Source organism: Mesorhizobium sp. M0244, assembly GCF_040321795.1.
In the GTDB taxonomy this organism is placed as follows: Bacteria; Pseudomonadota; Alphaproteobacteria; order Rhizobiales; family Rhizobiaceae; genus Mesorhizobium.
This window is the reverse complement of the sequence record NZ_JAMYSE010000059.1, coordinates 21,519-40,796: the sequence shown is the minus strand read 5'-3', so window position 1 is coordinate 40,796 and position 19,278 is coordinate 21,519. Positions and strand designations below refer to the sequence as shown.

General features: G+C 63.2%; 18 protein-coding genes. 8 read left to right on the top strand and 10 right to left on the bottom strand.

Translation table 11 applies throughout. The features are described from left to right. Nucleotides 1–265: 265 nt before the first annotated feature. On the top strand, nucleotides 266–1,312 hold the full coding sequence (gene holA / locus NKJ08_RS26985; RefSeq protein WP_352529936.1) for a DNA polymerase III subunit delta: 1,047 nt from the start codon (nucleotides 266–268) through the stop codon (nucleotides 1,310–1,312). Between the two features lie 277 nt (nucleotides 1,313–1,589). On the opposite strand, the gene NKJ08_RS26980 is transcribed toward holA, so the two are convergent. From NKJ08_RS26980 to mnmE, 5 genes are all read right to left on the bottom strand, one after another. Next, nucleotides 1,590–2,471 (bottom strand): ParB/RepB/Spo0J family partition protein, encoded by an 882-nt coding sequence (locus tag NKJ08_RS26980; protein ID WP_352529938.1) that lies wholly within the window; start codon nucleotides 2,469–2,471, stop codon nucleotides 1,590–1,592. A gap of 50 nt (nucleotides 2,472–2,521) precedes the next feature. Beyond that, on the bottom strand, nucleotides 2,522–3,322 hold the full coding sequence (locus tag NKJ08_RS26975; RefSeq protein ID WP_084642633.1) for a ParA family protein: 801 nt from the start codon (nucleotides 3,320–3,322) through the stop codon (nucleotides 2,522–2,524). Between the two features lie 35 nt (nucleotides 3,323–3,357). After that, nucleotides 3,358–3,999 carry a 16S rRNA (guanine(527)-N(7))-methyltransferase RsmG gene (gene rsmG, locus NKJ08_RS26970; protein WP_352784199.1) on the bottom strand — a complete coding sequence of 214 codons (642 nt, stop codon included), beginning with the start codon at nucleotides 3,997–3,999 and terminating at the stop codon, nucleotides 3,358–3,360. Further along, on the bottom strand, nucleotides 3,996–5,870 hold the full coding sequence (mnmG, locus tag NKJ08_RS26965) for a tRNA uridine-5-carboxymethylaminomethyl(34) synthesis enzyme MnmG (RefSeq protein ID WP_352784196.1): 1,875 nt from the start codon (nucleotides 5,868–5,870) through the stop codon (nucleotides 3,996–3,998). The genes rsmG and mnmG overlap by 4 nt, the downstream gene beginning before the upstream one ends. 379 nt (nucleotides 5,871–6,249) lie before the next feature. Continuing rightward, a complete protein-coding gene (gene mnmE, locus NKJ08_RS26960; protein WP_352529944.1) occupies nucleotides 6,250–7,578 on the bottom strand; it encodes a tRNA uridine-5-carboxymethylaminomethyl(34) synthesis GTPase MnmE in 1,329 nt (442 codons plus the stop codon). Between the two features lie 60 nt (nucleotides 7,579–7,638). Between mnmE and NKJ08_RS26955 the strand changes: the two genes are divergently transcribed. Beyond that, nucleotides 7,639–9,657 carry a thioredoxin domain-containing protein gene (locus tag NKJ08_RS26955; RefSeq protein ID WP_352784194.1) on the top strand — a complete coding sequence of 673 codons (2,019 nt, stop codon included), beginning with the start codon at nucleotides 7,639–7,641 and terminating at the stop codon, nucleotides 9,655–9,657. A 261-nt stretch (nucleotides 9,658–9,918) separates the two neighbouring features. Here NKJ08_RS26955 and rho read toward each other — a convergent pair whose 3' ends face one another. The 3 genes from rho to hemE form a co-directional block, all read right to left on the bottom strand. Continuing rightward, nucleotides 9,919–11,184, bottom strand: a complete 1,266-nt coding sequence (gene rho / locus NKJ08_RS26950) for a transcription termination factor Rho (RefSeq protein ID WP_292407921.1) — start codon at nucleotides 11,182–11,184, stop codon at nucleotides 9,919–9,921. Nucleotides 11,185–11,349: 165 nt separating this feature from the next. Then, nucleotides 11,350–11,898, bottom strand: a complete 549-nt coding sequence (hemJ, locus tag NKJ08_RS26945; protein WP_352530014.1) for a protoporphyrinogen oxidase HemJ — start codon at nucleotides 11,896–11,898, stop codon at nucleotides 11,350–11,352. A gap of 2 nt (nucleotides 11,899–11,900) precedes the next feature. After that, a complete protein-coding gene (gene hemE / locus NKJ08_RS26940) occupies nucleotides 11,901–12,929 on the bottom strand; it encodes a uroporphyrinogen decarboxylase (protein WP_352529948.1) in 1,029 nt (342 codons plus the stop codon). Between the two features lie 401 nt (nucleotides 12,930–13,330). Here hemE and NKJ08_RS26935 point away from each other — a divergent pair, with 401 nt between their 5' ends. The 5 genes from NKJ08_RS26935 (at nucleotide 13,331) to dnaQ (ending at nucleotide 17,142) form a co-directional block, all read left to right on the top strand. Further along, nucleotides 13,331–14,149: a pyruvate, water dikinase regulatory protein gene (locus NKJ08_RS26935; protein WP_352529950.1), complete on the top strand. Its 819-nt coding sequence runs from the start codon at nucleotides 13,331–13,333 to the stop codon at nucleotides 14,147–14,149. Nucleotides 14,150–14,318: 169 nt separating this feature from the next. Continuing rightward, entirely contained in the window at nucleotides 14,319–14,918 is a 600-nt protein-coding gene (locus NKJ08_RS26930) for a Maf-like protein (RefSeq protein WP_352529952.1), read from the top strand. Next, complete coding sequence (locus tag NKJ08_RS26925) at nucleotides 14,911–15,753, top strand: shikimate dehydrogenase (protein WP_352784192.1); 843 nt, start codon at nucleotides 14,911–14,913, stop codon at nucleotides 15,751–15,753. The genes NKJ08_RS26930 and NKJ08_RS26925 overlap by 8 nt, the downstream gene beginning before the upstream one ends. Then, entirely contained in the window at nucleotides 15,750–16,352 is a 603-nt protein-coding gene (gene coaE, locus NKJ08_RS26920; RefSeq protein WP_352529956.1) for a dephospho-CoA kinase, read from the top strand. Before NKJ08_RS26925 ends, coaE begins: the two co-directional genes overlap by 4 nt. 85 nt (nucleotides 16,353–16,437) lie before the next feature. Continuing rightward, the gene (dnaQ, locus tag NKJ08_RS26915; protein ID WP_352529958.1) at nucleotides 16,438–17,142 is read left to right on the top strand and encodes a DNA polymerase III subunit epsilon; all 705 of its coding nucleotides are present in this window, start codon (nucleotides 16,438–16,440) and stop codon (nucleotides 17,140–17,142) included. 87 nt (nucleotides 17,143–17,229) lie between these two features. Here the strand turns inward: dnaQ and secB are convergent, their stop codons facing one another. Then, nucleotides 17,230–17,733, bottom strand: coding sequence for a protein-export chaperone SecB (gene secB / locus NKJ08_RS26910; RefSeq protein ID WP_352529960.1), 504 nt, complete (start codon nucleotides 17,731–17,733; stop codon nucleotides 17,230–17,232). Nucleotides 17,734–17,853: 120 nt separating this feature from the next. Beyond that, nucleotides 17,854–18,345, bottom strand: coding sequence for an FxsA family protein (locus NKJ08_RS26905; RefSeq protein ID WP_352529962.1), 492 nt, complete (start codon nucleotides 18,343–18,345; stop codon nucleotides 17,854–17,856). 198 nt (nucleotides 18,346–18,543) lie between these two features. On the opposite strand from NKJ08_RS26905, the gene NKJ08_RS26900 reads away from it, so the two are divergent. Further along, nucleotides 18,544–19,251 (top strand): Tim44/TimA family putative adaptor protein, encoded by a 708-nt coding sequence (locus NKJ08_RS26900; RefSeq protein WP_352784189.1) that lies wholly within the window; start codon nucleotides 18,544–18,546, stop codon nucleotides 19,249–19,251. Nucleotides 19,252–19,278: the final 27 nt, after the last annotated feature.

Here is a 19,278-nt window from a genome sequence, read left to right as displayed (position 1 = left end):
CCAGAACCCCCCCCTCGCTCCCCCCCCCCCCCGTTGGGGGCGCGGGGGCCCTCGACCCCGCTCCCTTGTGCCGGCACACCCGCCCCAATAGACCACCCCCCCCCCCGGCCTCGGCGCGCCCACCTCTCCCCGCTTCGCGAGGGCGAGGAAGCCAGGTCTTGCGAGCCCGGCCTTCCTTTGCGCCCCCCTCTGCCCCTCCGGCGTCTCGGAACAATCCCGCCAACCCTCCGTTCACCCCGAGGCCACATCATGCTAACCAGCACCCATGGCACAGAAGAAAGCATACGAGGTCGATTCATGGCTGGCGCGGCCGGATTCGCGCGTCTCGATCGTCCTGCTTTACGGCCCCGATCGCGGGCTGGTTGCCGAGCGCGCAAAGGCCTTCGCCGCCAAGACCGGCCTGCCGCTCGACGATCCGTTCTCGGTGGTCAGGCTGGACGGTTCGGAAGTCGATCGCGACGAGGGCCGCCTGCTCGACGAAGCGCGCACCGTGCCGATGTTTTCGGAGCGGCGCCTGCTATGGGTGCGCAATGCCGGCGCCCAGAAGGCGCTTGCCGACGATATCAAGGCGCTGACCGCCGAGCCCGCGCGGGACGCGATCATACTCATTGAAGCCGGCGACCTGAAGAAGGGCGTCGGCCTGCGCGCAGTTGTCGAAGCGGCGGACAATGCCATGGCATTGCCGTGCTATGCTGACGAAACCAGGGACATCGACACGGTCATCGACGACGAATTGCGCAAGGCCGGCATGTCGATGACGCTGGAGGCCCGGCAGGCGCTGCGCCGCAATCTCGGCGGCGACCGGCTGGCCTCGCGCGGCGAGATCGAAAAGCTGGTGCTTTATGCGCATGGCCAGACCGAAATCGGCCTCGACGACGTCAAGGCGACGTCTGGCGATGTCTCCGGCCTGTCCTTCGATGCGGCGGTCGACGCCCTGCTCGAAGGCAGGATCGCCGACTTCGACACCGCCTTCACCCGCCATTGCCAGTCCGGCGGCCAGCCTTTTCTGGTGCTGTCCTCGGCGATGCGGCAGTTGCAGACGATTCAGGCCATGCGCGGCCTGATGGACGCCGGCGGCCGCAATGCGGCGGCGGTCGTTGCCGCGGCGCGCCCGCCGGTCTTCTTCTCCAGACGAAAGCTGGTCGAGAAAGCACTCGAACGCTGGAGCAGCGAGGCCCTTGGCCGTGCTTTGACCCGATTGCAGACGGCTGTCCTGCAGACGCGCCGGCGACCGGATTTGTCGGTAGCGCTGGCGCGGCAGGCACTGCTCGGCATTGCCGTGGAGAGCAACAGGCTGGCGCAGCGCAACTGATCTCCCCCGTCACGGGGGAGATGTCGCCGAAGGCGACAGAGGGGGTCGCAGCGCGTGGAACGCCGACATCTTCTTCGCTTCCGCAAGGCGCCGGCGCTTGATGTGAGACGACCCCTTCTGGCCTGCCGGCCATCTCCCCCTCAAGGGGGGAGATTAACCGCTTCGACGATTTCGCCAATCACCGGCGCGGCCCTTCTCCTATTAAAAGACGGAACTGCCGATCTTAAGCCCAAACTTTATTTGCCGGCTAAAAGCCCTTGGCATTTTAGCAACCTACCTACTCTCGCTTCAGCCGCCGGCAAAGTTCATCGAGCTGCTCCAATGTCCGGTAGGCGACGCTAATCACGCCGCCGCGCTGGTTGTGCTCGATCGTCACGATCATACCGATCGTGTTGGTCATCAGCTTCTCCAGCGCCAGCGTGTCGGCATCCTTTTGCGGCGGTGCTGCGGGCTGTCGCTTAGCTGCCGGAGTGCCGACCGGCATCTGCGCCAGCGCTTCGGCCTGGCGCACCGAAAGCCCTTCGTCGACGATCCGCTTGGCGAGCCCCGCCGGGTCGTCGGCCGTCACCAGGGTGCGGGCGTGGCCGGCCGACAGGGCGCCATCGACCAGCATGTCGCGAATGACGTCGGGCAGCTTGAGCAGCCTCAGCGTATTGGCGACATGGCTGCGGCTCTTGCCGATCACCTGGCCGAGATCGGCCTGGGTGTAGCCGTGATCGTCGATCAGCTGCTGGTAGCCGAGTGCCTCTTCGACCGGGTTGAGGTCGGTGCGCTGGACGTTTTCGATGATCGCCAGCTCGAGCGCCGTGCGATCGTTGACGTCGCGCACGATGATCGGGATCTCGGTCAGGCCGGCGCGTTGCGCCGCACGCCAACGACGCTCGCCGGCGATGATCTCGTAGCGGCCCGGTTGGGTTTTCGACGGCCGCGCCACCACCGGCTGCACCACGCCGTGCTCACGGATCGACTGGGCGAGATCTGTCAGGTCGGCGTCGCCAAAATGCCGGCGCGGGTTTTTCGGATTTGGGCTGAGAAACTCGATTGGCACCTTGCCGTCGGCTGCCAGGCCCGGCTTTTCCGGTGCGGCCGGGCGATCGATTTCGCCGATTAATGCCGCCAGTCCCCGTCCCAGTCTTTTTCTCGAAGGATCTTCGTTCATCGTCCGTCCAGATCGTTTCGGTGTCGAATCGGCTTTATTGTTTACAACTGTTAGGCAGCACGCAACTTGCGCTCGCGGCGGATCACTTCCGACGCAAGCTGCAGATAGGCCTGGCTGCCCGAGCATTTGAGGTCGTAGAGAATCGCCGGCTTGCCATAGGACGGCGCCTCGGAAACGCGGACGTTGCGCGGGATAACGGTTTCATAGACCTTGTCGCCCATATGTGCCCGTACATCCTGCACCACCTGGTTGGCGAGATTGTTGCGCCCGTCGAACATGGTCAGCACGATGCCCTGGATCGTCAGGTCGGGGTTGATCGAGCGGCGCACCTGCTCCACCGTCTCCAGCAGCTGGCTCAGGCCCTCCAGCGCGAAGAATTCACACTGCAGCGGCACCAGCACCGAATCCGCCGCGGCCATCGAATTCAGCGTCAGCAGATTGAGCGAGGGCGGGCAATCGATCAGCACATAGCCGAAATTGGCCGAGCGCTCGGCCGAAGCCCGCAGCGCATTACGCAGCCGCAGCACCCGGTCCGGCGCCGATGCGATCTCCATCTCGATGCCGAGCAGGTCGAGCGTCGACGGCACGATCGACAGGCCGGGCACCGCCGTCGGAATTGCCGCCGCTTCGAGGTCGAGTTCGCCGGTCAGCACGTCATAGGACGAGACGGTGCGGTCCCGCCGGTCGATGCCAAGCCCGGTGCTGGCGTTGCCCTGCGGGTCGAGATCGACGATCAGCACCTGTTCGCCTATGGCGGCCAGCGCGGTGGCCAGATTGATGGCGGTCGTCGTCTTGCCAACGCCGCCCTTCTGGTTGGCGACGGTGATTATGCGGGGGCCGTTCTTCATCATGGGTTTATGCCAGAAATTCATTCGGGGGTCGCCGGTCACAAGCCAGGGTGCTGCCGCAAGTCAGACACTTCGAGAATGACGCCCTGCGCGTCGGTCACACTGGCATGTTCTACCAGATCGAACGACCATCGTTGAGCGCTTTCTGCCACTTCGGCGCGGTAATCCCGGCCTTTGTGAAACAGGCCGCGCGAACCCTTCGTCAGCCACGGCGCCGCCAAGTCGAGCAAGGCCGGCAGCGACGCCAACGCCCTGGCCGTGACGATTTGTGGTGCCGAAACAAGCCTGTAGCTGTCATCGATGCGGCGCGCGATGACCTTGGCAGGCAGGTTGAACTGTCCGACGACCGCTTGCAGGAACGATGCTTTTTTCCGGTTGCTTTCAACCAGATCGATGCTGGCTCGTTCGCGCTCAGCTAGCAGAAAGGCCAGCACAAGGCCGGGAAAACCGCCGCCGGAGCCCAGATCGACCCAGCGTTTCGCGTCTGGTTTGATTCGCGCCAGCTGCGCGCTGTCGAGGACGTGGCGGCGCCAGACATCGTCCTGCGTCGATTGCGCGGCCAGGTTGATCCGCCGATTCCATTTCTGGAAAACGGTCTCGAACTCGACCAGACGATCGAATGTTTCACGTGAAACCGGGCCCGCTGCCTCTAGCAGGCTCGCCCAGGACGCAGCGCTCACGCAACATCCCTTCGCGCGGCCGCCTCGGCGTTGCGCACATGTGCGACAATGATCGCCAGCGCCGCCGGCGTCATGCCTTCCATGCGTTGCGCATCGGCAATGGAGCGTGGCTGGCGTGCCAGCATCTTCTGCTTCAATTCATTGGACAGGCCGGGAACAGAGGCAAAGTCGAGCGATTCGGGTATAAGCCTGCTCTCCTCATGCCTGATCTGCGTGACGTCCGCCTGTTGGCGGTCGAGATAGACGGAATATTTCGCTTCCGTTTCAAGACGTTCGGCCGTTTTGGCGTCGATCGCGCCAAAAGCAGGTTCGATGCGCGCCAGCCAGGCGATGTCGACACCGGGATAGGCCAGCAACTCATAGGCCGAACGCCGCACCCCGTCTCGGTTGATCTCAAGGCCATGGCGCGCCGCCTCATTGGGAGTCATCGTGGTGCTGAGGGCGAGCTGTCGCGCTTTCTCAAGGTCTTGCACGGCATTGTTGAACCGCTGCATTCGCTCCGGCGAGGCGATCCCCAGTCTCATGGCCAGAGGCGTCAGCCGCTCGTCGGCATTATCCGCCCGCAACGACAGCCGGAACTCGGCGCGCGAGGTGAACATGCGGTAGGGTTCGGCAATGCCGCGGCTGGTCAGGTCGTCGACCATCACCCCAATATAGGCTTCGGTGCGGCTGAGCACGATTTCATCGCTCGCCGAGGCCTTGCGCGCGGCGTTGAGGCCGGCGAGCAGCCCTTGCGCGCCGGCCTCCTCGTAGCCGGTGGTGCCGTTGATCTGCCCGGCGAGGAAAAGACCGGCGATCCGCTTTGTCTCCAGCGTTGGCTTAAGCTCGCGTGGGTCGACATGGTCATATTCGATGGCGTAGCCCGGCTGCAGCATGGTTGCCCGCTCCAGCCCCGGAATGGTCTTCAGAATATCCAGCTGCACGTCCTCGGGCAGCGAGGTCGAGATGCCGTTCGGGTACACCGTGTCGTCGTCCAGCCCTTCCGGCTCCAGAAAAATCTGGTGGCCTTCGCGGTCGCCGAACTTGACGATCTTGTCTTCGATCGACGGGCAATAACGCGGCCCGACACCTGCGATTGACCCGGAATACATAGCCGAGCGGCCGAGATTGGCACGAATCAGCTCATGCGTGGCATTGGTCGTGCGCGTAATCCCGCAATGGATCTGCGGGTTTTCGATACGGTCGGTGAGCAGCGAGAACGGCACGGGATCCTCGTCCGCCGCCTGGCTCTCGAGCGACGCCCAGTCGATCGTCCGGCCGTCCAGCCGCGGCGGTGTGCCGGTCTTCAGCCGTCCGAGCTTGAAGCCGGCGCGGCTCATCGTCGCCGACAGGCCAATACTCGCCTGCTCATTCATGCGGCCGGCGACGATCTTCTTCTCGCCGATATGGATCAGCCCGCGCAGAAAGGTGCCGGTCGTCAGCACCGCGGCACCGCAGGCGAGCCTGCCTCCATCCGCCAGCAGCACCGCCGCGATGCGCCCGTCGTTGATTTCGAAGTCCAGCACCTCGCCTTCGATGACATCGAGGCCGGCCTGCTGGCGAATTGCCGCCTGCATCGCGAGCCGGTAGAGCTTTCTGTCAGCTTGCGTTCGAGGACCGCGCACGGCAGGCCCTTTGCGGCGGTTGAGCAAACGGAACTGGATACCGGCCGCATCGGCGACGCGGCCCATCAGTCCGTCCATGGCGTCGATTTCGCGAACCAGGTGGCCTTTGCCGAGGCCGCCGATCGCCGGATTGCAGGACATCACACCGATCGTGTCGAAGCGCAGCGTCACCAAAGCCGTGTTCGCACCGGCGCGCGCGGCAGCGCTGGCCGCCTCGCAACCAGCATGGCCGCCGCCCACCACAACCACATCGTAGTGATCGGTCATTTTAGTGTTCCAGACTCAAAAGTGGTCGACACATGTCCCCGAGAGCCGGTGCTGTCAAGGACGCACGACGAATCGTTTCACGTGAAACAATGCAATCGGTGCGGTGGCACCGTGATTTGGCGGGATGGCAACCAGAGTTCATCGCTCCCTCAGCTGAGCATCGCGAAGCCTTCGGGATTGGCCAAAGCATCCCCCGCTTCCTCATCCCAGGGCGGAGCAGGAGCGAAGCGACGTCGCGACGACCCTGGGATGACGAAGCCGTGACGGCCTGCTCCAATCGCAAAGTTCGATTGACGGGACCGGTCTCCTCCTGCCGTCAACGCTCAACGTTTCACGTGAATCATCCAAAGCCGGCCAGCCTTGCAATGTTTCACGTGAGTCATTTCCCGATACAGAACTGCGAGAAGATCACGTCGAGCATGTCCTCGACATCGACGGCGCCGACGATTCGTCCGAGCCGGTCCGCCGCCAGGCGCAGTTCCTCGGCCCGCAGCTCCTGCCCGCGCTCGTCCGCCGTCAGGGCCGCCAGCAGGAAGCGCTTCGTTTCGTTAAGAAGCTCGACATGCCGCAGGCGCGACGGCAGGACATCGCCGGCCTGGCCGATCTGCGCCGCGGCGCGACGCCCGATCTCGCCCAGCAATTCCGTCACGCCTGTGCCGTCCCGCGTTGAGATAGCGATGTCATATTGCCCGGCAGGCGAGAGTGACTTGTCTCCCAGCAAATCCACCTTGGTTCCGACCCTCAATATCGGAATATCAGCCGGCGGCGCGCCGATTGCGAAGGGGGTGACCATGTCCTCCAAGACCAGCAACAAGTCGGCGCTATGCGCCTTGGCCTTGGCCTTCTCAATGCCGATGGCCTCGATCTTGCCAGGCGCCTCGCGCAGACCGGCAGTATCGGTTACCCTGACCCGCACCCCTTCAAGGTCCAGCACCACTTCGAGCAGATCGCGCGTCGTTCCCGGCTCGTCGGTGACGATCGCCGCCTCACGCCGCGCCAAAGCGTTGAACAGGCTCGACTTGCCGGCATTCGGTGCGCCGAGGATGACGACTTCGAACCCGTCGCGGATGATTTCGGCGGCACGAAAGCCGGCGACATGGCGCTCGATTTCGTCGATCATGGCCTGAACATCCGACCACACCGTATCGGCGACCGAACCGGGCACGTCGTCCTCATCGGCAAAATCGATCTCGGCCTCGACCATCGCGCGGGCATGGATCAGCCGCCGCCGCCAGCCCAGATAGAGCTCACTCTGCACACCTTCGGCGTTGTGCACGGCAAAGCGCCGTTGCGCCTCGGTTTCGGCGTTGATGAGATCTGCCAGCGCCTCGGTTTCGACCAGGTCGAGCTTGCCGTTGAGAAAAGCGCGGCGGGTGAATTCGCCCGGCTCAGCATGCCGGACGCCATCGAAGCCGGCCATCGTCTCCAGCATCTTCCCGACGACGGCGCGTCCGCCATGCACATGGAACTCGGCAATGTCTTCGCCGGTGAAGCTGTCGGGACCGGCAAAGAACACGACGAGGCCGCTGTCCAGCACCGATCCGTCCGGCGCCCGGAACTTGCGATAGGTGGCGACGCGGTTCGGCACCATCGACCCGGCGATCGTTTCGATTGCGAATCGACTCTGCGGCCCCGAAATCCGGATCACTGCAATGCCGGCCGGCAGGCGCCCGCTCGACAGCGCTACGATGGAGTCTTTTGAAATCATTTGCCCGCTCTGCCGAAGCGCCCTAGCTATGCCTGTTCAATCCGCCCATCGAGTTGCGCCGTGACATTGCCTGCACAAAACCTGCTTGCCGAAGAGGCCAGTCCCTATTTGCAGCAGCACAGCGGCAATCCGGTGTACTGGCGGCCATGGTCGCCCGCCGCTCTGGCCGAAGCAAAGGCGCTGGAGCGTCCGATCCTGCTCTCTGTCGGCTACGCCGCTTGCCACTGGTGCCACGTCATGGCGCATGAGAGCTTCGAGAACGACGACGTCGCCGCCGTCATGAACCGTCTGTTCGTCAATATCAAGGTCGACCGCGAGGAGCGCCCTGACATCGACCAGATCTACATGGCGGCGCTATCCTCTATGGGTGAGCAGGGCGGCTGGCCGCTGACCATGTTCCTGACCCCGGATGGCAAGCCGTTCTGGGGTGGCACCTATTTTCCACGCGAAGCCCGTTACGGCCGCCCGGGCTTTGTCCAGGTGCTGGAGGCGGTCGACAAGGCGTGGCGAGAGAAAAGACAGGGCGTTAGGCAAAGCGCCGATGGCTTGACCGCGCATGTCGAGGCGCGGCTGGCGAGCATACATCGCAAGGCCGTGCTCGACCGCGACACGCTGACGAAGCTCGCCAACGGCATTGACGGCATGATCGACAGGGATTTGGGCGGCCTGCGCGGCGCGCCCAAATTCCCCAACGCGCCGTTCATGCAGAGCCTCTGGCTGTCCTGGCTGCGCGACGGCACCGCATCGCACCGCGACGCCGTCCTCCTCAGCCTCGAAAAGATGCTGGCCGGAGGCATCTACGACCACATAGGCGGCGGCCTCAGCCGCTACTCGACCGACGCCGAATGGCTGGTGCCGCATTTCGAAAAGATGCTCTACGACAATGCCCAGCTCGTCCGCCTGTGCAATTGGGCCTATGCGGCGACCGACAATGAATTGTTCCGGTTGCGAATCGAAGAGACCGTCACCTGGCTGTTGCGCGAAATGCGCGTCGAGAGCGGTGCATTCGCCGCCAGCCTCGATGCCGACAGCCAAGGCGAGGAGGGGCTCTTCTACACCTGGACCAGGGATGAGATAGAAGCCGCTCTCGGCGACGAATCCTCTTTGTTTTTCAACCACTTCCCGCTTTCCAGCCCGCATGGTTGGGAGGGCAAGCCGATCATCCACCAGACCGAAACCCAGCAGCCCCAAAGCGTGGCTCACCGCGAGCAGCTCGTTCCGCTGAGGGAAAAATTGCTGGCGGCAAGAGAACAGCGTATCCGGCCGGGACGTGACGGCAAGGCCTTGACCGATTGGAACGGCCTGATGATTGCAGCCCTTGCCGAGGCGGGACGGTCGCTTGGCCGTGCCGACTGGATCGAAGCGGCGGAAGCGGCCTTTGCCGCCATTGCGGGTGCCGGACGTGACAGCCGCCTGCCGCATTCGATGCTCGGCGCAAAGAAGCTGTTTCCGGCTCTGTCGAGCGACTATGCCGCCATGGCCAATGCGGCGGTCTCGTTATTCGAGGCGACCGGCCGTTCCAGCTATGCCGATCGGGCCAGTCAATTCCTCGAACAGCTCGACCTCTGGCATCAGGACAGCGACAAGACCGGCTATTATCTGACCGCATCGGACAGCACGGATGTGCCGATCCGCATCAGGGGCGATGTCGACGAAGCCATTCCCTCAGCCACCGGCCAGATCATCGAAGCCATGGTCCGATTGTCCTCGCTTTCCGGCGATCTCGATCTCTGGGAAAAAGCCTGGACAGTCGCCGAGCACGCAGCCGGGCGGGCGGAGCATCAGCCTTACGGCCAGGCGGGAATCGTCAATGCCTGTGCCCTGGCGCTCGAGCCGCTGAAACTGGTGATCGTGGACAACCTGCCCAAACCGCAGCTCGTTCCGGTAACGAATCGAAACCCGGATCCGCGCCGTGTCGACATAGTCGTACCGGTCGGCGCGGCGACAAACCTGCCAATGCTCCCAGGTGGCGTTCTGCCGCCAACCGGTAAGCCCGGCGCCTGGTTGTGCACGGGGCAGGTCTGCCTGCCGGTGATAACGGACGCTGAGGAGCTCGAACGGCGGTTGCGGCGCGGATAGGTAAGGGCGCCAGAGACGCGGGGCAATCGCCCCGGATGTTTGCGCTGCCCCTCACCTGCCTGCCGACATCCTCTCCCTGTAGGAGAGGGACACTCTCATCGACGATTTCGCCAATCTTCAGCGGATGCCAGGGTTGCGGCCAGCTTCTTTCTCCCCGTTTACGGGGAGAAACGCCCGGCAGGGCAATGAAGGGCGGAGCCGGCATCGACGATTGGTCATCTCCAATACGTTGGATGCCTATTCCTGGCTCCCCACCAGCCCTTACGTATTCATCGAATCGAAGAAGTCGGCATTCGTCTTGGTCTGCTTCAGCTTGTCGATCAGGAACTCGATGGCGTCGGTCGTTCCCATCGGCGCCAGGATGCGGCGCAGCACGAAGATCTTCTGCAGGTCCTGGCGCGCGACCAGCAGGTCCTCCTTGCGGGTGCCGGATTTGAGGATGTCCATGGCCGGGTAAATGCGCTTGTCCGCCACCTTGCGGTCGAGCACGATTTCCGAATTGCCGGTGCCCTTGAACTCTTCGAAGATGACCTCGTCCATGCGGCTGCCGGTGTCGATCAGCGCCGTCGCGATGATGGTCAGCGAGCCGCCTTCCTCGATATTGCGGGCAGCACCGAAGAAGCGCTTCGGCCGTTGCAGCGCGTTGGCGTCGACACCACCGGTCAGCACCTTGCCGGATGACGGCACCACGGTGTTGTAGGCGCGGCCGAGGCGGGTGATCGAGTCCAGCAGGATGACGACGTCACGGCCGTGCTCGACCAGGCGCTTGGCCTTTTCGATGACCATTTCGGCGACTTGAACGTGCCGCACCGCCGGCTCGTCGAAGGTCGAGGAGACGACCTCGCCCTTCACCGAGCGCTGCATGTCGGTGACCTCCTCCGGCCGCTCGTCGATCAAAAGCACGATCAGATAGCATTCCGGATGGTTGGTGGTGATCGAGTGGGCGATGTTCTGCAGCAGCACCGTTTTGCCGGTGCGCGGCTGCGCCACGATCAGGGCACGCTGGCCCTTGCCGAGCGGCGCCACCAGGTCGATGACGCGCGCCGAAATGTCCTTCGAAGTCGGAACCTCCATTTCCATCTTCAGCCGCGACGTCGGATAAAGCGGCGTCAGATTGTCGAAATGGATCTTGTGGCGGATTTTTTCCGGGTCGTCGAAATTGATCGTGTTGACCTTGAGCAGCGCAAAATAACGCTCGCCTTCTTTCGGGCTGCGGATCGGGCCTTCGACGGTATCGCCGGTCTTCAGCGAGAACCGCCGGATCTGCGACGGCGAAATATAGATATCATCCGGACCCGGCAGATAATTGGCATTGGCAGAGCGCAGGAAACCAAAACCGTCCTGCAGCACCTCGACGACGCCGTCACCGATGATCTCGATATCCTGGGTCGCCAACCTCTTCAGGATCGCGAACATAAGCTCCTGCTTGCGCATGACGCTGGCATTCTCGACTTCGAGCGATTCCGCATAAGCAATCAGCTCTGGCGGTTTCTTGTTCTTGAACTCTGTGAGTTTCATTTCTTGCATCATTAGACGGACTCTGAGTAAGCTTTGGGAAAAATATCGGCGGGATGCGACAAATGCCGGGCGCGGCCGAAGCGATGAATGGGCGGCGCATGACGGGAAGGAAGACCCGTCTTTTATCGTCGGTCGACTGAAAGAGCAAGCCGCCTTTTGCGGATCGTCGAGGCGTCAGAATGGCTTCACGATAACCAGGACAACGATGACGATCATCAGCAATGTGGGGATTTCGTTGACCATCCGCCAGTGCCTTGCCGGTTTTTCATTGCGGTCCTCGGCAAATTTGCGGACCGCGCCGGCAAGATAGCCATGCACAGCGGAAAGACAGAGCACCGCCGCGATCTTGGCATGCAGCCAACCGCCCTGAAAACCAAAGCCTTTCCAGGCAAGCCACAGGCCGAATGCCCAGGTGATCACCATTGCCGGATTGATGATGCCGCGCAGCAGGCGACGCTCCATCACCTTGAAAGTCTCCGACTGAACCGAGCCTTTTTCTGCATCGGCATGATAGACCAGCAAGCGCGGCAGATAGAGCATGCCCGCCATCCAGGAGATGACGGCAATCACATGGATCGCCTTCGCCCAGGGATAGAAATCATCGGGCCCGAAGAGAAACAGCAGCCCAGCCAGCACGACGAAAATGACGACCGCAATTGCCGCGCGGCGCATCGCCGCCTTGCCGCTATTGGCGCCGCTGTTCGTATCGTCCGCGCCCATCATCGTCACGATGCGCTCCGCACCAGTTTCACCATCTGCTCGACATGCGCGAGCGGCGTCTCCGGCGTGATGCCGTGGCCAAGGTTGAAGATCAGCGGTCCGCCCCCTAACGCCCCCAGGATCGCCCCCACGCCGTCGGCAAGCGCCTTGCCGCCGGCTACCAGCCGCAGCGGATCGAGATTGCCCTGCACGGCGCCATCACGCTGCAATTCCCGCGCCACGGCCAGCGGCACGGTCCAGTCGAGGCCCAGCCCCGTCACGCCGGTCTTCTGGCGATAGCTCCGGTAGTGATCTCCTGCACCCTTGGGAAAGCCGATGATCGGGACGTCGGGATGAACGGCTCGGACCTGCCTGACGATCTCGGCCACCGGCTGGACGCAGAATAATTCGAAAGACGCTTCGTCGAGCACGCCGGACCACGAGTCAAAGATCTGCACCACGTCGGCGCCGGCCTCGATCTGCCGGATCAGATAGGCAGCCGAATGATCGGCGAGCACCGTCAGCAGCCGAAGAAAGGCCGCCGGCTCGCGATAGGCGAAAAGCCGCGCCGGCGCCTGGTCGGGCGTGCCATGGCCGGCGATCATGTAGGTCGCCACCGTCCATGGCGCTCCGCAGAAGCCGATCAGCGTCGTTTCCCCAGGCAGTCTGGCGCGCAATCGCCGCACCGTCTCGTAGACCGGTTCGAGATTCACGTGAAACGTTTCGCCGTCGAGAGCCTCGATCTCCGCCGCCGAGATCGGCGTCAGCAGCGGCCCGCGTCCTTCCTCGAAGCGTACGTCGCGGCCGAGCGCATGCGGCACGACAAGGATATCGGAAAACAGGATCGATGCATCGAAGCCGAAGCGTTCGATCGGCTGCAGCGTCACTTCCACCGCAAGGTCGGGATCGTAGCAAAGATCGAGGAACGATCCGGCCCGTTTCCTCGTCTCCCGATATTCCGGCAGATAGCGGCCAGCCTGGCGCATCATCCAGAGCGGCGGCGGAAATGCTGCCTTGCCTCTCAACACGTCCAGCACGATGCGGTTTTGGGGCATTGAGCGCTCGCCTTTCCAGGCTTCCCTATAATTAAATATATTATTTTTAGGAATCTTATGATTCTAAGAGTCTGTTGGTTGTGGTGGTTGTCTCCTGTCCCGCTTTGCCTGCGAAAAGACCAGCCAGCATATTGTCGCGCGCTTCTCCAACGGGATTGCAGAACTTTGTGGAAAGCCGCGAATTTCCGACTGAAGTCAACGCGTTGCCGCCAGGCCAAAGAAATTGCCCCTGTGGATGAAGCGAAGGCAAAAGGCTCCGTCCCCGGACTTGTCCCCAATCGCCCGGAGAAGCCGACAGCGCATCGAATTGTGGACAACCCGGCATCTGATACAGTCGCTTGGCGGTGGCCGAGTTTTCCGCCCGGCTTATCCACATCGGCCCACAGCCTGGAATGTATCCTGTGAACAAACCGCAGAGCTTCTTTCACCTTCACCTGATTTCCGACGCCACCGGCGAAACGCTGCTGGCCGCCGGCCGCGCGGCTTCCGCGCAATACAAGGATGCGCGCGCCATCGAGCATATCTACCCGCTGATCCGTACTGAAAAGCAGGTGGCAAAAGTGTTCGAGGACATCGAGGAGGAGCCGGGCATCATCCTTTACACCGTCGTCGACCAGAGGCTTGCCCGTGGCATCGACGAACGCTGCGCGGCGATGGGCCTGCCTTGCGTCTCGGTGCTGGAACCGGTGCTGACTGTGTTCCAGTCCTATCTCGGCACGCCGGCCGGTCGCCGCGTCGGCGCCCAGCATGTGCTGGACGCCGAATATTTTCGCCGCATCGATGCGCTCAACTTCACCATGGAGCATGATGACGGCCAGCTGCCGGCCAATATGGATGATGCCGACATCGTGCTCGTCGGCATTTCGCGCACCTCGAAGACGCCGACCAGCATCTATCTCGCCAATCGCGGCATCAAGACCGCCAACATCCCGATCGTGCTCGGCGTGCCGGTGCCGGAAAGCCTGGTCGACGCCAGGAGGCCGCTGATCGTCGGCCTGGTTGCCACTGCCGAGCGCATTTCCCAAGTCCGGCAAAACCGCGTTCTCGGCACCAGCGCCTACGAACCGACCGACTATGTCGACCGTGCCGCGATCGCCGAAGAGCTCGCCTATGCCCGCCAGATCTGCACGCGGCATGGCTGGCCGATGATCGACGTCAGCCGCCGGTCGATCGAGGAGACCGCGGCGGCTATCGTTGCCCTGCGCGGCAAGACGCGCTAGGGCGTGTGATATTCAGGTGATGCCGGCCTGCAAACGGCGGCTTCCTGCGCTTCCGGTGCTCACGTACCAAAAGTACGCTCCGCTCCGGTTCTCGGAAGCCACCATTTTCGGCTCGGCCTGACCTGAATCTCGACTCACCCTTGTGAGGGTCAGGAATCAGGCGACAAAAATGGCTGAAAAAATCATCCTTGCCTCGGGCAGTCCATTCCGCAAGGCGCTGCTTGTCAACGCCGGCATCGCGGTCGAAGCGGTTCCGGCGGCTGTCGACGAACGTGCGCTGGAGGCGCCGCTGCAAAACAGTGGCGTGTCGCCGGAGGACGTTGCCCTGGTGCTTGCCGAGGCCAAGGCCACCGAGGTCAGCGAGCGCAAGCCCGGCGCCCTGGTGCTCGGCTGCGACCAGACGCTGTCGCTCGGCGACGAGCTGTTCCACAAGCCGGCCGACATGGAGGGCGCGCGCCGCCATCTGCTCACGCTGTCGGGCAAGACCCATCACCTCAACAGCGCTGTCGTGCTCGCCCGCGACGGCGCGGTTCTGTGGCGGCATGTCGGCATCGCCAGCCTGACCATGCGCAAGCTCGATCCGGCCTTCATCGGCCGCCATCTGGCGCGCGTCGGCGCCAAGGCGCTGTCCAGCGTCGGCGCCTACCAGATCGAAGGCGAGGGCATCCAGCTGTTCGAAAAAATCGAAGGCGACTATTTCACCATTGTCGGCCTGCCGCTTTTGCCGGTGCTGGCCACGCTGCGCGAGCTCGGGGCGATCGATGGCTGAGGCCTCGAAAAAGGCGTTTGTCACCGGCCACCCGATTGCGCATTCCAGGTCACCGAAAATCCACGGCTACTGGCTGGTGAAATACGGCATCGACGGCAGCTATCAGGCCATTGACGTCGCGCCGGAGGCCTTTGCCGAATTCCTGCAAACGCTGCAGGCCGGTGGCTTTCGCGGCGGCAATGTCACCATCCCGCACAAGGAGGCCGCCTTTGCATTGGCAGCGCGCCGCGACGACGACGCCGAACAAATCGGCGCCGTCAACACGCTGTGGTTGGAGGATGGCGAATTGTGGGGTGGCAACACCGACGCCCATGGCTTTGCCGCCAATCTGGACGAGTATGCACCGGGCTGGGCGGCCAACGGCCCGGCCGTGGTGCTCGGCGCCGGCGGCGCCGCTCGCGCCGTCGTCCATGCGCTCAAGCAGCGCGGCGTCAGCGATATCCGCATCGCCAACCGGACGCTTGCGAGGGCGCAGGAGTTGCGCCGGCGCTTCGGCGCCGGCGTCTCCGCCCACAACATCGCGGCGACCGGCGAATTGCTCAAGGATGCCGGCCTGCTGGTCAACACCACCGCACTCGGCATGCATGGCAATGAAGGCCTGCCCGCCGATCCGGGCAAACTGCCCGACCGCGCCATCGTCACCGACATTGTCTATGTGCCGCTGGAGACGCCGCTGCTTGCCGCAGCCAAAGCGCGCGGATTGAAGACCGTCGACGGGCTCGGCATGCTGCTGCATCAGGCGGTGCCCGGCTTCGAGCGCTGGTTCGGCACCAGGCCAGAAGTCACCGCCGAGCTGCGGCAAATGATCATTGCCGATATCGGCGCAATAAAATGATCGTGCTTGGTCTCACCGGATCGATCGGCATGGGCAAGTCGACCACGGCCAAGATGTTTGCCGAGGCCGTCGTGCCGGTCCATGATTCCGACGAAGCGGTGCATCGCCTTTATGCCGGCAAGGCCGCGCCCCTGGTCGAGGCGGCCTTTCCCGGAACCACCAGATCCGGTGCGGTCGATCGCACAAAGCTGGCGGAGCGGGTGCTCGGCGACGCCGCCGCGCTGAAACGGCTGGAAGCGATCATCCATCCGCTGGTCCGGGCCGACGCCGATGCCTTTCTGGCTCGAAACCGTGCCGCCGGCGCGCCGCTTGTCGTGCTCGATATCCCGCTGCTGTTCGAAACCGGCGGCCGGGATCGCGTCGACAAGGTCGTGGTCGTCACCGCACGACCTGAGATCCAGCGCGCCCGCGTGCTGGCGCGGCCAGGCATGAGCGAGGAGAAACTGGCGTCGATCCTGGCCAGGCAGGTTCCCGACGCCGAAAAGCGCCGGCGCGCCGATTTCGTCATCGACACCGGCCAAGGGTTCGATGCGGCGCGCGCGGCGGTCAAGGCGATTATTGCCGAACTAGTCGGGGATAAGGCAGCTAGGCCTGGTTAAGAGGCTTGCAGCCGAAATTACCTGTTGCCATTTTGTTCCGGGTGTGATTCGGCTAGAATGACGCTGGAACCAACGGACTGATTCGATGCGCGAGATCATCTTCGATACGGAAACCACCGGCCTCGACACGCGCGAGGACCGCGTCATCGAGCTTGGCGGCGTCGAGCTGGTCAACCGCTTTCCGACCGGCCGCACCTTCCACAAGTACATCAACCCGCAAGGCCGCCCGATCCATCACGAGGCGCAGGCCGTGCACGGCATCAGCGCCGCCGATCTCATCGACAAGCCGACTTTCATGGAGATCGCCGAGGATTTTCTGGCCTTCATCGACGGCGCCAAGCTGGTCGCCCATAATGCCGGCTTCGACATCGGCTTCCTCAATCTCGAATTCGGCCGGCTTGGCCATCCGGTCATCGATCCCGGACGGATCATCGACACGCTGGCGCTGGCGCGCCGCAAGCATCCGATGGGTCCCAATTCGCTCGACGCGCTCTGCCGCCGCTACGGCATCGACAACGGCCGTCGCACCAAGCACGGCGCGTTGCTCGATTCGGAATTGCTGGCCGAGGTCTATATCGAGCTCATCGGCGGCAAGCAGGCTAGCCTCATCCTCGACAGCATCATGACGCCGGCGGGTGGAAGGCAGAATGTTGACGATATCGACATTTCGATCGGCGTCAGACCGATCGCCTTGCCGCCGCGCCTGACCGATGCCGAGCGCGCAGCACACGCGGGCCTCGTCGGCAGCCTCGGCGAAAAGGCACTTTGGTTGAGGGTTGCTGGAAATTGAGAGCGCAACGCGGCACCGAATGCCGCCGGCGCCTCAAACAAAAACCCGGCGCGAGGCCGGGTTTTTCAGAACTTCACAATAGCAGGTTCAGCTCGCCTTGACCTTGCCGGCGGCGGCCTGGTCCTCGGCCAGCTTCTGCTGGAACATCTGCGCGAAATCGATCGGGTCGAGCATCAGCGGCGGGAAGCCGCCATTGCGCGTCGCCTCGGCAATGATCTGCCTGGCGAACGGGAACAACAGCCGCGGGCATTCGATGAACAGGATCGGCAGCATGTGCTCCTGCGGGAAGCCGCTGATGGCGAAGACGCCGCCATAGACCAGCTCGACGTTGAACAGCACTTCCTGGTCGAACGACGCCTTCGCGTTCAGCGTCAAATTGACGTCGAACTGCTTGTCCGAAAGCGGGTTGGCGTTGACGTTGACGTTGATGGCGATGCCGGGAGCCTTGTCGCGGCCGCGCAGCGAGTTCGGTGCGCCGGGGCTTTCGAAGGACAGGTCCTTCACATATTGCGCGAGCACGTTGAGCGAAGGCTGCGCCGCATTTCCATTACCATTGGCCGCGCCGGTCGGCGCGTCGTCTTTGCTGGCCATAAGCTGTGATCCTTTTGCCTGGGCAGCGTTGCTGACCGGATTGAAATTCGGGCGTTCGCTATCATGGCCGGCACGACAAGACAAGTTTGCAAAGGACGGGCTTTGCCGGTTGCCTTGCGGCTACTCGTCCTTGAGGCGGCGCCAGGGAGAGTCCGGTCCGCGCGCATGGTCGTCGCCGCGCGAATAGTCGCCGTCGTCGAGATCGATGGTCTTGCCGCGTTGCTTTGCCCGCAAACCGCCGCCGAAATCGGTGGCCAGCACGATGCGGCCTTTCAGCATCCGCCAGGCAAGATCGCGTACCGGCGGCAGGAACAGCAGAATGCCGAAAATATCCGAGATGAAGCCGGGGATGATCAAAAGGATCGCGGCCAGCACGATCATGGCGCCATGCGCAAGCTGGCGGCTCGGATCACGGCCGGCATCCATTTCGGCACGGACCCTGGCCATGACGCCAAAACCCTGGTGCCGCAGCAGCAGGGCACCGGCCACGCTCGAGGCCAACACCAGACCGACCGTCGCCAGCGCGCCGACCTGGCGGCCGACAATGACGAAACCGGCTATCTCCAGCAGCGGAAGCGCGAGAATGAACAGGGGAAGCAGCGAAATACGCAAATCTTGACCGATCGTTTCGATGTTTTGCCGGCCGGCGAGCAATCGCCGCTGGCACCAGAGCTGTTAGATAGGTATGGCTGCCTTTGATTTGAATGATTGCGGCATGCGTTCTATATGCTTTGGATACTGAACGCTATGTGATCGCGGCCCTTGCTTGGCCGCTGGTCCGGCCAAAGCAGGGATTGATTGGCGCAAGATATGGGCTTCTTCGACTTCGGCACAATTTTCTTTCTGATTGCGGCGGTGGTGATCTTCTTCCAACTGCGCAACGTGCTTGGCCGACGCACGGGCAACGAACGCCCGCCCTTCGATCCATATACGGCAGGGCGCAAAAACGACAAGGATGCCGCCCAGAAACCCGAGAACGTGGTCTCGCTGCCGCGCAAGCGCCTGGCGGGAGAGCCGGCGGCCGATGCCTATGTGGCGATCGATGCCTTTGCTAAGCCGGACACCGATCTCAACCGGGGCCTGCGGGCGATCAAGGACAATGATCCGACCTTCGACCCGAAGACCTTCGTCGACGGCGCCAAGATGGCCTACGAGATGATCGTCATGGCCTACGCCGATGGCGACCGCAAAACGCTGAAGAACCTTTTGTCGCGCGAGGTCTATGACGGCTTCGTCGCGGCCATCGGCGACCGCGAGGCAAAGGCCGAAAAGATCCAGTCCTCCTTCGTCGGCATCGACAAGGCCGACATCGTTTCGGCCGAGATGAAGGGCAGCGAGGCGCACATCACGCTGCGCATCGTCAGCGAACTGATTTCGGCGACCCGCGATAAGGCCGGCGCCGTCATCGACGGCGATCCCGAGACCGTCGCCGAAGTCAAGGACGTCTGGACCTTCGCCCGCGACGCGCGCTCGCGCGATCCGAACTGGAAGCTCGTCGCCACCGAAGAAGAAGATTGAATGCATGTCGCCCAAAAGTGCACAGCG